Here is a 15,995-nt window from a genome sequence, read left to right on the forward strand (position 1 = left end):
TTCCGGGCCAGTTATGCCAGCGACTGCCTGAGTTGTGCCGCCTTCATGCTGTTGGCGACCCAGCAATAACCGACAATCTGCGACTCGTCGAAGAAGTCGGTGCTGATGATGCTGCATTGCGTCACCCAATCCCGGGAGGAGTGGAACCAGTCGTTGATGTGTTGCTTGATGTCCACCGGCCCGCCGAGGAAGGTGTAGCTGGTGGCGGTCAGGGACCACAGGTAATGGCCGTACCGGGGTGTGTCCAGGGTGCGGGCGATATGTCGGCGCAACTCGTCCACGTTGGTGAGCCGGGAGCCGCTCCACCGATGGGGGATGGTGCCCCAGAAATAATCCAGGTCCAGTTCCACCGACTTGCGGGAGGCGAGAACCACGCGTTTCTTGCTGCTCGCCGCCTTGAGCTCCCCAAGGGTCTTTTCTTCATCGTCGGGTGCAATGGCCCGGGCGCCGAGGCGTTGTATCAATAAGTCGCTGAGTTGCCGGTAGTCAAAGTGCTGGTCGCCATTACCCAATTGGTGAAAGTCGAGGACGATGAATTCATCCGGGTTGCGGTCGAGAAAGCTGTTGACCGCATCGATCAGCTCATCCAGCCCCCTGTGCGACTGATAGCCGTTGTGGTGAAAGTAATAAGAACCCCTGGGCGAGCCGGGCAGGTAGCCCAGGCGCAAATCGAATGCCCGGGCACCGTTGGCCAGTTGCCAGGCAAAGGAGTCGTTCTGGCAGGTGGTCCAGTTGCCGATGATGACTTCGTAATTGGGGGCTTTTTTGTCCATGCCCGAGTTATGCGTGCCGGGCCAGATGAGATCGGTGATTTTCATGCGGTCGATGTCGGGGACTTTGCTCATCCAGCATTGTTTGTCGACATTGGAAGTGGGGCTGTTGGTCATGGTGCAAGGCTCCTGCCTGTGGCTCGGCCCCCCATCCGTGGGGCGCGAGGAATCGTGAAAAAATCACCGGGTGCCCAAGAGCCTAGAAGCCCGGCAGGTGATTTTCAATGCACAGAAATATCCACATAAATATAGCCTTGCGCCACTTTTCTCAGGTCAGTTATCACCCGCGAGAATCAGAAACATCCGACTCGACGTGACGATTTTTCGCCTCGATCCATTGGGCCATGTACTGCGTGCTTTTGTGCGCGTGGTGGCGAAGCATGGCGCCGGTGAAGTTGTCGCGACGGCGCTCGGCCAGGTCACGCCGACAGGCTTGCAGGCGCTCGATCAAGGCCGGGCCGTGGTCTGACTGGCGATATTGGGCGCTGAGCAATTGGTCGCCATGTTGTTGCGCCTGGGTCCACAACGCCTGGTCCTGATACAGCGCAACAGCCGCGGCGGCCAGCGCTTCAGCGGATTCACCAATGACCCCCGGCCACGGCAGGCCATCGCTCATGCCCTCGGCGCCGATGGGCGTGGTGACGCTCGGCGTGCCACACAGCATGGCATCGACAATCTTGCCCTTGATCCCCGCGCCAAAGCGCAGCGGTGCCAGGCAGATTCGCGCCGCCGACATCACCTGCAATGCATCCTCCGCCCAGTTCATCACGTGAAACCCTTGGGCGGGGTTATGCAACGCGGTGGCTTTGGGCGGCGTGTAAGCGCCATAAAGATGCAACTGCGCACCGGGTAGTTGCTGACGGATCAATGGCCAGACTGCGGTTTTCATCCACAGCACGGCGTCCCAGTTCGGCGCGTGACGGAAGTTGCCGATGCTGAGAAAGTTCGCCCGAGCTTCAAACGGGGTATGGGCCGCCGTTGGCAGGGAGGGCATCAAGGGACACCAGTGCAGCAAGTCCCGCGGCAGCTTGAACTGTTCGACCAGCAACTCGATTTCCACTGGGGAAATCATCAGGCTCAAGTCGCAACGATACAGCGCAGCAATCTCGCGTTTGGCCAGGTCGGTGCCGGCCATCAACTCGAACTCCTCACGGAGCGCCGGGGCAAACAGATCGCCGAAGTCGTTCTCATCGGCACTGGCCTTCAACCGATCCTTGAGCCGCTGGTGCCGGGCATGTCGCAAGCTTTGCAGATCGGAAGTTTCGAGCACGCGCAATGCGTCGGGGCACTGTTTCTCCACGCGCCAGCCGAATTGCTCTTCCATCATGAATTGGTCGAACAACACGATATCCGGGGCCAGTTCGCGGATAAACGTATCGAAACTGCTGTTATTCAGCTCAATCGCACATTCACGAATGCCCAGGGCGGCGAGGTCGGCTTTGTGTTCGCCGACGCCCGCCGGGCTGCTGAAGGTGATGTCCCAGCCTTGCTGGCAAAAACGTGTCGAGAATTTGCATCACATGGCCACTGGCTGCCGAAGAGCGGGGTTCGGGCCAGACGTAACCAATGACCAGGACTTTGATGGGGGGCAGGCTCATGGGGCATTCCTGATGAGGGCGCAGGGCGATGAAAAAAAGAGCGCGATTAAACCACAGCCCTGCGCACAGATGCCCCTGCCAATGGGGCCGTTGATCAAACCGGGTTGAAGTTCAACACCACCTCCCAGCCAATGTAGCCACCGCGAGCTCTATCCGCCTGCTTCTGCAAGGTGGCGATGTTTTCAAGAAACATAAGGTTGTTGCTGGAAGATTGGCTCAACAAAGAGGTGGTCACGGCAAACGAGTCGGCATTGTCAAAGGCCAGGGTCTTATCCAGCAACTTGAGGTTGTCGTCACGGAAGTGACCAGACGCCAGGTTCATCAATCGCTTGACGTCCAGGCGTTGCTGGTTGCCGATTCGACCGGACACCGGCGCACTGGCGTAAGTGTGGTCCAGAGTGTCGGGGGCTCCGTGAAAGACTTCATGAATCAGATCATCAGCAGGAACGGTGGACGTGAATCCCTCCTTGCGATATTGGTCGTTGAAGTTTTCCGAATAAATACGCATGAATTTCTTTTGAGCCGCTTTAGTCTCACCGGCATTTATCCATTCCTTGTAGGCAATCGGATTCAGCGCGGCCAGGCTGTTTGTCTTGGTATAGGTGTCGAGTTCGAAGTTATCGGGCGTGATCTTTGCCAAGTCTTTTTTGACATCCTGCAGGGCGGACAGAAATTTTCTGCGACTCTCGGCGGAGTGATCCCCCATGAGCAGTTTCAGGGCGACGCCTGAATCTTTCTCCGATGTCACGTCAGTCAATACTTTAATGGCGTCATCCACTTTTTTCCGGGCAGCCGGCAATGCCTCCTGAAGCAACTTGCGGGTATAGGTTGCGGGCATGATTTTATGCAATCCGGGCAAGCGGAGCGCGTTCAGGAAATGGAAGTTTTGCAGCTTTGGCCCGATAGGCTGGCCACTACGGTTCAATGCGTACCATTGGTCGTTGTGGCGCGTAGCCAGGACGGCAATCGAGTCCGTCGATGACGCCAATGGACGCCAGGTTCCCATGCCGGTGTCTGCACGGTTGGCGGCTTTGACCAAGTCATAGGATTGCGCGCTGCCGGTCAACTTGCGCAGTTGAAACGTGGCGTTTTCCAGAACATTGGTGCCCAATTTCTTGAGCTTCAGCACCTTCACGCCCTTGCGCAACAAGGCGGGAATGCCGTCCAACGGATTGAACACGCTGTTCAACAAGCCGACGCCCACTTTTGCCATGCTGGCGGCCTTTGCCGCGATGGAAGCGGTTTTAGCGGCAATGCTGACCACCTTGGCGACCGCGCCGACCACCAGCAGCAGTGTCATGGCCGCCTCAATGGTGCACGACGCCCAACCTTCTGCCCGGCGATCCGGATCGTCCGAAAGGATGTCCTGGATGCACGACTTGAACGGGACAATGAAGTTGAGCGCTGTGTCGATAATGCCATCGTACTCGGCCCGCAAACGCTCCAGTTTGGTCTGTCCCCAGCACTCTTTTGACAGCTCGTCATAGGTCGCAAGGGGACGGTGTTTCTGAATGAAGGCTGCAAGCTCGTTGAACTCGCCACTGTCAAAACTTTGGTAATAACTGCGCGGCTGGCGGGTTGAGTGTGTGGCGGCCACGGGAAGAATGGCGAGTTTTTCAATCACACCAATGCTGGCGGGTTGGATGCCGGGGTTTACGCCGTGGGTATAGCACTCGATATCAGTCGGTAAATGATAAGTGGCAGAAGGAGGGCCGTAGCGATTCGCACTGCCAGAGAAATCCGTGCGTGGGGCCTGGTTCAACAAGCCGTTACGGCTGATCACTTCGGCGAGCGCGGGGTTTTCGCGGCAGACGCCGTGCAGTGTGAACAGTTCGTAGCAATACAACTTGTTCTCGTAGTAAGCACCGACCACCACACCATAACGTCCGGTCGCGGCATCTTTGTCGGCCTGGTTTTCCTTGTAGCCTAGTTGGGTGAACTCGGTGACCGTGTGAGTGATTAACTTAAACGGGTTCAACGAGAATGTATTGTCCGGCTTGGGGATGACCGCGACTGAAGGCCGGACGGTGAACAGCGACACCTGTCCTTTTAACAATCGCTGGCGATCAAGCGGTGGCAGTGTCGCAAAAGCCAGTTTGAAACTGCTGCTCATGGCTTCGGAGAATTGGGTGTGAGCCCGATTGAACAAACGATCGAATTCGGGTTTCAACCGATGGGTTTCATTATTGATAAACGGATAAATGTCATAGAGGCTGTCATCCGCCAAATCCCATTCCCGGGAGCCGAGTTCATTGGCCATCAACAACTCAACCAACGACATCGGCTCTGATGTGGCAAAGCCCGGGCGAGCGGCGTGTGGGCTCTTTTTGCGCAGAATCTCATCTTCAACAAAATCGCAATCAGGGGCTGTAACTTTCAGCAGTCTTAACGCGATGTCCCGCCGTGTCGGGAATTTTTTCGACAACTGGGTCTGGATGTCGACGAGGTGTCCAAGGTGCTTTTCATAAGCCGAAGTTGCAGTGGCCACGGCCGTGGCGTGGGCGTTCTGCACGTCGGTCAGTGTGACAATGCCGTTGAGCAGGGCCCAGTCGAGCAGGGGATCGATGGCGAGCACGCTGTTGAGGGTTGTCAGCGCTTCATCCGCCCAATCAATCGTTGCCATTTTTTTGATGTGTGCATACGTCATCAGGCGGGAAGAGCCCGGCGCGTTGAATTCCACCATCGCCACGCCACGACAAAATTCAACCCATTGCGGTGTGCCCAGCAGCAGGGTCGGAGGCACGTCTTTGACCAGGAACTCAGGCGCGGTGCCGGCTAGCAACAAATGGGCGGCGAGAGGCGCGGTCTGTTCGCTAACGCCGGCCTTGGCAACTAGATGGCTCTCCAACGCGGTGCGAACGGCAGCAAAAGAGTGTTCAACATGCTCAGTGGCGTAGAGATTAAACCCGGCAACATGATTGCGCGGTTCCGCTTCGCCAATGGAAGGGTGCAGGTCCAGGAGTACCGCTGTCAGCATCACCTGCTGCCGATACCCATCGGATATCGGCTCATCGCTCGATGCGCCATACCACCCTAGTTCGTTGATATAGCCTTCGGCCCAAGAGGCCGCGATGGAGTGGGACGCGAGTGTCTGCAGATGTTCATCGGCGTCGGATCGGCTGATGGTCGAGATGTCCCGCCCCAAGGCAACTTGCGACAGGTGATCCAGCAGCGTCCCGCGCCCCTGAATGTGACGCTGGGTCAGGGCCTTGATTTGGCGGCGCTGGGTGTCATTCAGGCTGATCGGGCTGTCGGTGGCGACCGAGAGCATGTCCCAATAGTTACCCAGTAGCGGACTTTTCGGCAGATTCAGCTCCAGCAACGTGATGAGGCGTTGGGTCTGCTCGGCTGTTTTGGGGATGGGATGCTCGTGGAAACTGAACCATTGCGTCAGGCTGACCCGGTCGTCGAGCGTCACCGCGCCACCCAGTGCCGCCGCCATTTCGGCGAGGGTTTTCAGGTCATCGTCCAGTTCGGGGTCCAGTTGGGTGCGGCTGGTCAGGTCGTAGGTGAAGTTCGGAGTCTGTGCGGTGATGTGCCCGTTCTCTGCGACTTGAAACACCGCGTCTTCGGCTAATTGGTGCCTGCTCAGGATCCGTTTAAAGGCGTCTTTGCTGACCATTCGCTTTAACAGCTCGATGCCGGGCACCATCGAGCTTTCAAGGCTTGAATCGCGCTCCAGGGAAATAACTGGCAGGGTCCAGGCAGGGGCGAATCCAGTGTTGTCATCAGCCAATATGGTTTTCAATCGGCTGATGACTTCCTGTCGCTCGCTGTCATTGCTGCTTGTGGGATCGACATCGTTGTTGGAAGGGCTGATGGGGCGCGAAAGGTGTCGCTCGGTGAGCGTGCTGTTGCTTGTGTTATTCATTTTGAGTCCATTCATTAAGTTTGAAAAAAGTGAAGGAGGGCCCTCATGCCAGGCCTCCCGATGAAACAGGGGTTTAGAGCCTGTTCAGGTAAATCGGCACTGGCCGGTTGATAGCGCCCTGGCGAGCGGCTTGCAGCGCGGCACTCATGGCCGACAGGTTCTCGGCAAAGTTCGCCGGGTGGGTTTCCAGCTGACTCAATAGCGAGGTGAATACTGTCAAGGAGTCCGCGTTGTTCCGGGCCTGGGCGCGGTCGTGATAGCGGGTCGCAACCCCTTCGTCGGCGATCGGATGATGCCCGTTGGCCAGGTTCAGCAGCGGTGCCACGTCCAGCTGTTGATAGCGCGAATCGGTGTTCGGCAACGGCAGGGCGTAGCTCAGGTCATCGATGCTGCTGGCGTGGAGCAGGGTTCGAATCAAATCATCGGCAATCACGCCTTCGTTCAGGTGGTGCTCGCGGAAGCGTTCGTTGAGGTCGGCGCAGTCGACGCGCAGGAATTGTTTCTCCCGTTGCAACGGGCCGGCGTTTTTCCATACCTGGAACTCACTGAGGTCCAAGGTGAGCATTTCGTTGGCACTGTCTGCTTCATCCAGCAGGAAATTACCCAGGTCCACCGCACCGCAGTACGACTTTTGCGCCATCAGAACGTTATTGACCGCTTCGATTGAGCTGCCACCCAGCAATAGCCTGGCGAGGGCATCGACATTGACTTTCCTGTTCGCCTGGGCCAGTACCCTGACGGCGGCGTCCATTTTTCGGCGGGCGCTCGACAGGGCATTTTCAATCACCGTGCTGGTGTAGAGGGCCGGCAATTGTTTGTCGAAACGCGGTAAGCGGATCTCGCCGACCCGGCGGAAATTTTTCAACGACTCGCCCCATGGCCGGCCAAAGCGATTGAGTGCGTGCCATTGATTGTTGCGGCTACGGCAGGCCCAGGCGTTAACGGATTCGCTGCTGTCCTTGGGAATCCAGGTCCCTTGCACGAGATCGGAGCGTTTCGACGCTTTGACCAGGTCATAGGAGTCGGCCATTTTGGTCAGCCGGTGCACCTGCATCCTGGCTTTTGTCACGGCGTCCATGCCCACCAGGTTCAAGCGCAGGCCACCTTTGAGGAGCGCCTTCGCACCGATGCTGGCGTAAGAACGCAAACCATCCAGCGGATTGAAAGTCCCGATCGCCAGGATGACCAGCTCTTTGGCAATGCTGGCGATCCTGGAGCAGGAGGAAACGGTCTTGGACATGATGCCGGCGATATTCGACGCCGCTCCGGCAACACCGCCGATGACCGCGATGGCATCCATGATGCAACCAAAGATGCCTTGCGCGACCCGTACCCGTTCCCCGGAACGAATTTCCGCGATGCAGGAGCGGAAGGGGATGATCAGGTTGAGCATGAACTCGGTCCGTTCTTCATTCTTGCTGATCAACCTTTCGAGCCGGGTTTGCCCCAAGGCGATTTCTTTCAGCTCGGCGTAAGTGGCGAGAGGACGATGGCGGGCGATGAAGTGGGCGATGCGTTCCAGGTTCGGGTAGTGGAAGCGTTGATAGACGCCTTTCTTGTCAATGGTCGTCTCAATGGGGGCCGCCAGTACCGCCAGTTTGTCGAGGACGACTTCACTGGACACTTTGCGGTTCGGTACGCTGCCGTGCGTGTAGTTGGTGATGTCCAGGGGCATGGCGCTCAGTTGCGCGGGTTTCATGGCGCGATTCAGATCGCCAGTGAAGTCGATCCGGGCGCGGTTTTTGTGCAGCGCCGCTTGACTGATCGCCGCGCCAAGCGCTGGGTTTTTCAGGCATTGGCCATGCAGGCTGAAGAGCTCAAAACAGGTGGTTTTCCCGCGAAAAGACGCACACATGACCACACCGTAATGACCGGTAGCGGCATCGATCGCTTCCTGGGTTTCAATGCTGGTCAGGTACTCCATGCCGAAGCGGCCATTCAAGGCTACCGGGGCCTTGGCGTCGAACTGCGCCGAGGCGCGCACGGTGTATAAGGTGATTTCGCTGCGTAGCAGGTCTTTCTGATCGGCCTCATCCAACTGCGCCAATGCCAGTTGCAGATTGGTCGCCAACGCGTGTTGCAGTTGCTGCTGATAGGCGCGCACAGGCGCGCACAGGCGCCTCAAAATCACCGGACAGCTTGTTCAGCTCGGGCAACAGCGTGGGGTATTTTTCAAAGAGGTCGTAAGCGGGGTCGTTCCATTGCTGGCGAACCAGGTCGCCGGACATGTGCAGCTCGACCATCGACATTTTCTGGTTTTCAAACATCTCGTCAGCGGCATAAGGCACGACCGGCTGATACTGCCAAGCGGTCCCGGCGTGGGTCAGGAATTCTTTTTCCAGGTCATCGCTATCCGGCAGGATCGCTTGCAGTTGCGCCAGGGCGAGCGCCCGGCGACTCGGGGGCGGCGTGGCAAACGTGGTGGCGGCCTGGTTCAACTGCTCCAGGAATGCGTGGTACGCCGTAGACGCTTCTTGCAGTGCTCCGGCGCTGTGGCGTTGCAATGCCGCCCGTGTGATCACGCTGTTCAGCAATGCCCAATCGACAATCGGGTTGATGGCCGCCAAGCCGCTGATTTTTTCCTGGTCAGGACCGACGGGTTCAATGGCCGCGTATTGCATGACCTGCGCAAACGTCATCAAACGCGACGCCCCCCGGACTTGGAGCTCAATCAATGCGACGGTGCGGCTGAACGTCACCCAGGCAATGGAGCCCAAAAGCGGTGAGGAAGGTAATTGCTTGATCAGGAACTCCGGCGCGACGTTGGCGAGCAGCAGATGCGCCGCCAGTGGCGCGGCTTGTGCGCCGACCCGCTGGTTGTTCACCAGGTAGGTTTCCAGTTGTTGGCGCACCAGGAAGTGCGGCAAATCAACATTGTCCGGCGAATAAATGTCCAGGCTGCCGAACGGGCTGCGTGCGTCCTGCGTGACAACGGGCGGGTTCAGGTCCAACAGGATTGCCGTGATCAGGAGTTGATCGAGGTCTTCATCGTGGACCGATTCATCAGCGTTGGCGCCAAACCAGGCCAGTCGGGTGATGTAGCGTTTGGCCAATGCCCGGGAAGTGGGATGACTGACGAGCGACTTGAGCATATCCCCGGCGTCGTCCCAAATGACCGGGCGACTGTTCAATGCTTCTTCATACAGTTTATCGAGTAAGTTTTTTCCTTTAGGCAGGAACTCGGCAGTTAACTTGCGCATGGCAGCCTGTTGATCGGTGGTTAATACCGTTTCACCGTCCTCAGTCGCGAATAGTTGATTCCAATAGTTGCCCAGGTAATCGGCAGAAGGAATATCGAACTCCAGGAAGTCGAGCAGGTTTTTTGTTTGTGCCGGCGTGGTGGGTACATTCAGATCGTGAAACTTCATCCATTGCGATATTTCCACGGTATTGCTGGAGGAGACAATGCCGCCTATTTGTTTGGCAATGTCCGTCAGGCATTTCAGCTGGGCTTGGGTCGAGGCAGAACGGCTAGCCATCTGGGTGATGGGCTCCCAGGCGTCGCCGCGAATGAACAGGCTGCCCTCAGCGTTGACGAAAGCATCGATAAGCGGTTCGCGGAATAGCCGCACGGCATGTTGCTGGATAAGCGGTTCGGCGCTCAGTTTATTCAACAGGATGCTCGCGGGCATGTGCAGTTGATAAAGCGAAGAGCCCGGTTTCAAGTCAATTTCATGCGAGTCCCAGTCAGTCTCTTCAGTGCTGCGCACCGCCTCTTTTAGTTTGAGAATGACCAAGTCTCTTTCGAACTTGTCAGCTTCATTGCGCAGTGTTCTTGCTTGCAGGGTTGCGTCGAAAGAATAGCGGCTGATCGTTTTAAAGGTTGGAGTTGTCACGGTGTTACCTAATATTATTTATGGGGGTGTTCCTTGTTTGAATGTTGTGTATTTTTCGAGAAGGGTTCAAGTTGCTTTATATAAATGGATGTTGCGTTGGGTAGTTTGGTATTCAAACGTATCGGGTGGAAAGTTGAGCAGGCAACGACAAAGTTAAAGTACTTTGTCGTTGCGAGTGTTCAACTTAGGAGGTTATTTAGCCACGGTGCCGGGCAGTGTTCTGCAAAGCGCCTCATCAGCGGGCGGTGCCTGGGTCGGGTAGGTGTCCGGAAGAACCGTGACGGTGGTCGTGGCGACCAAGCCGTCAGCGAATTCAAACTCGAAAAACTCGGCACCCCAGCCGGTCTTGGGCGCCTGGTAAGTGGTCTGCAGTTCTGTCGACGCCGGGAACTGCGCGGCGGTGTAGGGCACTTTGCAGTTGTAGCGGAAGTCCCGGGCCTGCGGGTTGTGGGCTGCCCATTTGGTGACCTTGACCGGCAGCTCGGACAACGTCACATGCAGTCGGGTCGACGTCACGCCCAGGCGCTGTTCCTGCACCTTCAACGTCGGCAGGGGTTTGCCCGCCTGCCGACGCTTGATGTACGGAATCAGGTTCGCCTCAACCAGTGGCCGGACATCGTGGGGGGAGTTGGGCAGGACACGCAGCGCCTTCTCACCCGGCAGCCCCGGGAAGTACAGGCGTGAAGCATCCGGGATGAAGAAGTCATCGCCGCTGGCGTTGACGATGTATTTGGGGATGCTCAAGCGGGCGAGATAAGCGGGCGGGTAGGTCGTCGGGTCTTCAACGCGCATCAGCTTGCTGAACGCCGGGGTCTTGCGTTGGGCGATCACGCCTTGGGAGTAGTAGTCGAAGTACGCCAAGGGCCAGTTGCCGCCGTACGCCAGAAACGTCTGGTCAAACACCCGCTCGGTGTTCAGGACATCAATGACAAACGGCGCAATGCTATCGATGCGATGGTCCGCCAGGGCCGCCAGCCATACCGCCCAGCCGCGCTTCGATACACCGGTGGCCAAAAAGCTTTTGGCCTGGCCCGCAGGCGCTTCCTTTTGCGCCAGGTCCATGGCCTTGACCAGCGCTTCCATCATCGGCACATGCAACGAGATGAAAGGCTGGCGCTCCGGTGCCTGCATGAACAGTTTCCAGCTATGGGCGACACTGCCATCTTCGGTGCGCGGCACGGCGTCATCGCTGTAGGTCAGGTACTGGTTCGGTACATTGCTGACCGCCACCACGATTGAACCGGTTTGTCGGGCGATGTTGAGCAATGTCTGTCGGGTAAAGTTGTTGGGCGGGGTGGGTGACTGGCCGGGCAGCGGGTTGTTGACGCCGTCGTTGGCGACCAGCACCGCCCGCGAGCCTTGAACATTGTCGGGAATGTACAGATCGACGTCATGCAGCCACTGCGCCGGGCCGACCTGACCGTCCTGGACCCAGGCCTGCGACGACAGCTCAAATCGCCGGATGCTGACGCCGGGCTGTTGCTCCTGGCCCTTATCGGTGTAGCGCAACGGTTGCGACGCCTGGGCCTGGTGATAACACCTCAAGACTTCGCTGAACGCCTGTCCATTTTGTTCAAAGCAGTGTTGGGGGTCGTCGGGCGAAGAGGATTGGCAGCCATAGCCAGCGATGAGTGCAAGCACCAGCGCGCAGGCCTTCAAGTAACGTGCATAGAGTTCGGTTTGACTCGGCATGGACTCAGTTCCTTATGAGCGGGAATGACCGGTCCAATCAAACTCCATGCGGGCGGGTTCCATCTACTGTCAGACTTGACAGGTGCGACAGGGTCTGAGGTCGAGTCAGGCCAGCATACCCTTGACCTTGTCGCGCAACTGATCAATCGAGAACGGCTTGCCAATCACCTGCATGCCGGCCGGCACCTCGATGCTTTCGGCGTAGCCGCTGGCAAACAGGATCGGCAATTCCGGGCGCAGCATGCGCGCCTGGGTGGCCAGTTCACGGCCATCCATCACCGGCAAACCGACATCGGTCATCATCAGGTCGATGTACTGGTCTTCGTCATTGAGAAACTCCAGTGCCTTTTCGCTGCCATCGGCTTCCAGCACCTTGAATTCAAGTTCCTCCAGCACATCGACGATCAGCATGCGGACGATGGCATCGTCTTCGACGACGAGAATGATGGACGAATCGGCGGACATAGTAGGAGCTCTCAAGGGTGGGTTTACGGGTCGGCGGTCGATCGAAATCGCCGGTCTCTTGGTTGAGTAATTGCCGGACCCCGACAAGTTCCCGACCCGATACAAAAAACTATGGTTGTACAAGAACCTGCAAGGATAACGCGCGGCAATGATCAAGCGCAGTTAATTGCAGGAATTTGTCCCCAGAGCTGTCAGAAAATTAGATCAATGCGTCCGTTTTGGGGCAAACTCCTTGGTTTTCAACAGTTCGACAAGGCCTTCCCCATGACCTCTGCGTCTTCGGTTGACGAGCAACGATTCCGCAAACTCCTGAGCCGCAACGTCAGCTTGCCGCTGGGCGTGGGCGTGATCAGTGCGGTTTTCTTTGTGGCGTTGATCACTTACCTGTTGTCCGTCATCCAGTGGGTGGAGCACACCGACCGGGTGATCAATAACGCCAATGAAGCGGTAAAGCTGACCGTTGACCTGGAAACCGGTATGCGCGGCTTTCTGCTCAGTGGCGACGAGCACTTCCTGGACCCGTATGAAACGGCCAGGCCGCGAATCGCCGTCGCCCTCAATACCTTGCTCGAACTGACGGCCGACAACCCGGTGCAGACCGACCGTTTGCGCCGTCTCCAGGCCTTGCAAACCGAGTGGGCCGCCTACGCGCAATCGATGATCGATTTGCAGCGCTCCAGCGGCGATTTTCGCGGCGCGATCAAGGCCGGGCGCGGCAAGCGCCTGACCGATGAAATCCGTACGCAGTTCCAGGACGTGATCGACATGGAGCAGCAGTTGCGCACCACGCGCAACGAAGAAGTGCGCCGCACCACGATCTGGAGCATCACCCTGTACCTGGTGTTCGTCGCCGGGATCAGTGCATTGCTGGCCTACATTGGCCGCCGTGACCTGCTCAATCTCTCCCAGAACTACAGCGCCAACCTCGCCGCGCAGCAGAGTGCCGCCGACCGCCTGGAGAAGCAGGCGTGGCTGCGCAGTGGCCAGACCGAACTGGCTGAGCAAGTGCTGGGGCAACTGACCCTGAACTTGCTGGGGCGCAATATCCTGCAGTTCTGCGCGCAATACCTCGGGACCGCCGTGGCGGCGATCTATGTGCGTGAAGAACATGGCGGCCTCAAGCGCGTGGCTTCTTATGGTTTGTCCCGCGAGCAGGAAGCGCAGGAACAGTCGGTCTACGACGGCGAAGGGATTATCGGCCAGGCGGTGAAACAAGGCCGGTTGATTCGCCTGGACAACGTGCCAGAAGACTACTTCAAAGTCAGCTCCGGCCTGGGCGAAGGCTTGCCCCACAGTGTGTTGGTGGTGCCGACCAGCGACGACGACCGGGTCAATGGCGTGATCGAACTTGGCTTCCTGCGGACCCTGGACGAGCGCGACATCGAACTGCTGGAGCTGATCGCCGGCAACATCGGCACTTCGATCGAAGCGGCGCGCTACCGTCAACGCTTGCAGGAAGTGCTGGCCGAAACCCAGCAGCTCAACGAAGAACTGCAAGTCCAGCAGGAAGAGCTCAAGACCGCGAACGAAGAGCTGGAAGAGCAATCGCGGATTCTCAAGGAATCCCAGGCGCACCTGGAAACCCAGCAAGTGGAGCTGGAGCAGACCAACGAACAGCTCGCCGAGCAAGCACAGATCCTCGCCGACCAGCGCGACGCCATGGATCAGAAGAACACCGAACTCAATCAGGCGCAGATTCAGCTGGAAGACCGCGCCGAAGAATTGCAGCGCTCCAGCAAGTACAAATCCGAATTCCTCGCCAACATGTCCCACGAACTGCGCACGCCGCTGAACAGTTCGTTGATCCTCGCCAAGTTGCTGGCGGAGAACCCGCAGGACAACCTCAGCGCCGAACAGGTCAAGTTCGCCGAGTCGATCTATTCCGCCGGCAATGACTTGCTCAACCTGATCAACGACATTCTGGATATTTCCAAAGTCGAGGCCGGCAAGCTGGACATGCGCCCGGAAAACACCAGCGTCTCTCGTCTGGTGGAGGGCCTGCGCGGCATGTTCGAGCCGATGGCCACGGACAAGAAGCTCGATTTCCAGATCGAGTTGCAGGCCGGTGCGCCGATGATGATCTACACCGACCGCCAGCGCCTGGAACAAGTGATCAAGAACCTGCTGTCGAACGCGGTGAAGTTCACCGAAAAAGGCACCGTCAGCCTGACCGTCGCCAGTCAGCCGGGCGACGGTATCGCCTTCATCGTTCGCGACTCCGGGATCGGTATTGCCGCGGAACAGCAGGAAAGCATCTTCGAAGCCTTCCGCCAGGCCGACGGCACCACCAACCGCCGTTATGGCGGCACCGGGTTGGGCCTGTCGATTTCCCGCGACCTGGCGAATTTGCTCGGCGGTTCGATCAGTGTCACCAGCGAACCGGGGCAGGGCAGTGCGTTCACCCTGGTGTTGCCGCAGCAATACGTCGAGCCGGGTGACGAGCCGGTCGAGCCAATGCGCGCGACGCCGGTCGCCTACACGCCAAAAGCACCGGTCGCGGCGCCGGTACCGCTGATTGCCGAAGTCGATATCCCGCGCTTCGATGATGACCGCGCCAAGGCACCGTTCGCCACGCGCTGCATCCTGGTGGTGGAAGATGAGGTGAATTTCGCCCACATCCTCTACGACCTGGCCCACGAACTGGGTTACCAGTGCCTGGTCGCCCACGGCGCCGATGAAGGGTATGACCTGGCCAGGGAGTTCATCCCCGACGCCATCCTGCTGGACATGCGCCTGCCGGATCATTCGGGGCTGACGGTGTTGCAGCGCCTGAAAGAACACGCCGAAACCCGGCACATCCCGGTGCACATCATCTCGGTCGAAGACCGGGTTGAAGCGGCGATGCACATGGGCGCCATCGGTTATGCGGTCAAGCCGACCACCCGCGAGGAGCTCAAGGACGTGTTTGCCCGCCTCGAAGCCAAGCTGACCCAGAAGGTCAAACGGGTGCTGCTGGTGGAAGACGATGATTTGCAGCGCGACAGCATTGCCCGCCTGATCGGCGACGAAGACATCGAGATCACTGCCGTCGGTTTCGCCCAGGAAGCGCTGGACCGGCTGCGCGAAACGGTCTTCGATTGCATGATCATCGACCTGAAGCTGCCGGACATGCTCGGCAACGATCTGCTCAAGCGCATGTCCACCGAAGACATCTGCTCGTTCCCGCCGGTGATTGTCTACACCGGACGCAACCTGACCCGGGACGAAGAGGCCGAGCTGCGCAAATATTCGCGCTCGATCATCATCAAGGGTGCCCGCTCGCCAGAGCGGTTGCTGGATGAAGTGACACTCTTTCTGCACAAAGTCGAATCCCAGTTGTCCCATGAGCGGCAGAAGATGCTCAAGACCGCGCGCAGTCGCGACAAGGTCTTCGAGGGCCGCAAGGTGCTGCTGGTCGACGACGATGTGCGCAATATCTTCGCCCTGACCAGTGCGCTGGAGCAAAAGGGCGCAGTCGTGGTCATTGGCCGGAACGGTCGTGAGGCGATTGAAAAATTGAATGAAGTCGAAGACATCGACCTGGTGCTGATGGACGTGATGATGCCGGAGATGGACGGTTTCGAGGCCACGACCTTGATCCGCCAGGACCCGCGCTGGCGCAAGCTGCCGATCATCGCCGTCACGGCCAAGGCCATGAAGGACGATCAGGAGCGCTGCCTGGCGGCGGGTTCCAACGATTACCTGGCCAAGCCGATCGACCTCGATCGCCTGTTCTCGCTGATTCGTGTGTGGTTACCGAAGATGGAACGCATCTAGTGGATAG

General features: G+C 58.2%; 7 protein-coding genes and 1 pseudogene. 1 reads left to right on the plus strand and 7 read right to left on the minus strand.

The window, feature by feature from the left end:
- Positions 1-11: 11 nt before the first annotated feature.
- From ACZ89E_RS06410 to ACZ89E_RS06440, 7 genes and pseudogenes are all read right to left on the minus strand, one after another.
- Positions 12-887 (minus strand): phosphatidylinositol-specific phospholipase C domain-containing protein, encoded by an 876-nt coding sequence (locus tag ACZ89E_RS06410; protein ID WP_476255135.1) that lies wholly within the window; start codon positions 885-887, stop codon positions 12-14.
- Positions 888-1,050: 163 nt separating this feature from the next.
- Positions 1,051-2,368 (minus strand): annotated as a pseudogene (locus ACZ89E_RS06415) (glycosyltransferase).
- Positions 2,369-2,462: 94 nt separating this feature from the next.
- Complete coding sequence (locus ACZ89E_RS06420; RefSeq protein WP_476255136.1) at positions 2,463-6,239, minus strand: hypothetical protein; 3,777 nt, start codon at positions 6,237-6,239, stop codon at positions 2,463-2,465.
- Between the two features lie 73 nt (positions 6,240-6,312).
- Positions 6,313-8,343 carry a hypothetical protein gene (locus tag ACZ89E_RS06425; RefSeq protein ID WP_476255137.1) on the minus strand — a complete coding sequence of 677 codons (2,031 nt, stop codon included), beginning with the start codon at positions 8,341-8,343 and terminating at the stop codon, positions 6,313-6,315.
- Positions 8,270-10,075 carry a hypothetical protein gene (locus tag ACZ89E_RS06430; protein WP_476255138.1) on the minus strand — a complete coding sequence of 602 codons (1,806 nt, stop codon included), beginning with the start codon at positions 10,073-10,075 and terminating at the stop codon, positions 8,270-8,272. Before ACZ89E_RS06430 ends, ACZ89E_RS06425 begins: the two co-directional genes overlap by 74 nt.
- 192 nt (positions 10,076-10,267) lie before the next feature.
- The gene (locus tag ACZ89E_RS06435) at positions 10,268-11,767 is read right to left on the minus strand and encodes a PhoPQ-activated protein PqaA family protein (protein WP_476255139.1); all 1,500 of its coding nucleotides are present in this window, start codon (positions 11,765-11,767) and stop codon (positions 10,268-10,270) included.
- Between the two features lie 105 nt (positions 11,768-11,872).
- Positions 11,873-12,232, minus strand: coding sequence for a response regulator (locus ACZ89E_RS06440; protein ID WP_476255140.1), 360 nt, complete (start codon positions 12,230-12,232; stop codon positions 11,873-11,875).
- Positions 12,233-12,496: 264 nt separating this feature from the next.
- Between ACZ89E_RS06440 and ACZ89E_RS06445 the strand changes: the two genes are divergently transcribed.
- Positions 12,497-15,988: a response regulator gene (locus tag ACZ89E_RS06445; protein WP_476255141.1), complete on the plus strand. Its 3,492-nt coding sequence runs from the start codon at positions 12,497-12,499 to the stop codon at positions 15,986-15,988.
- Positions 15,989-15,995: the final 7 nt, after the last annotated feature.

Source organism: Pseudomonas sp. TE3899, assembly GCF_056279105.1.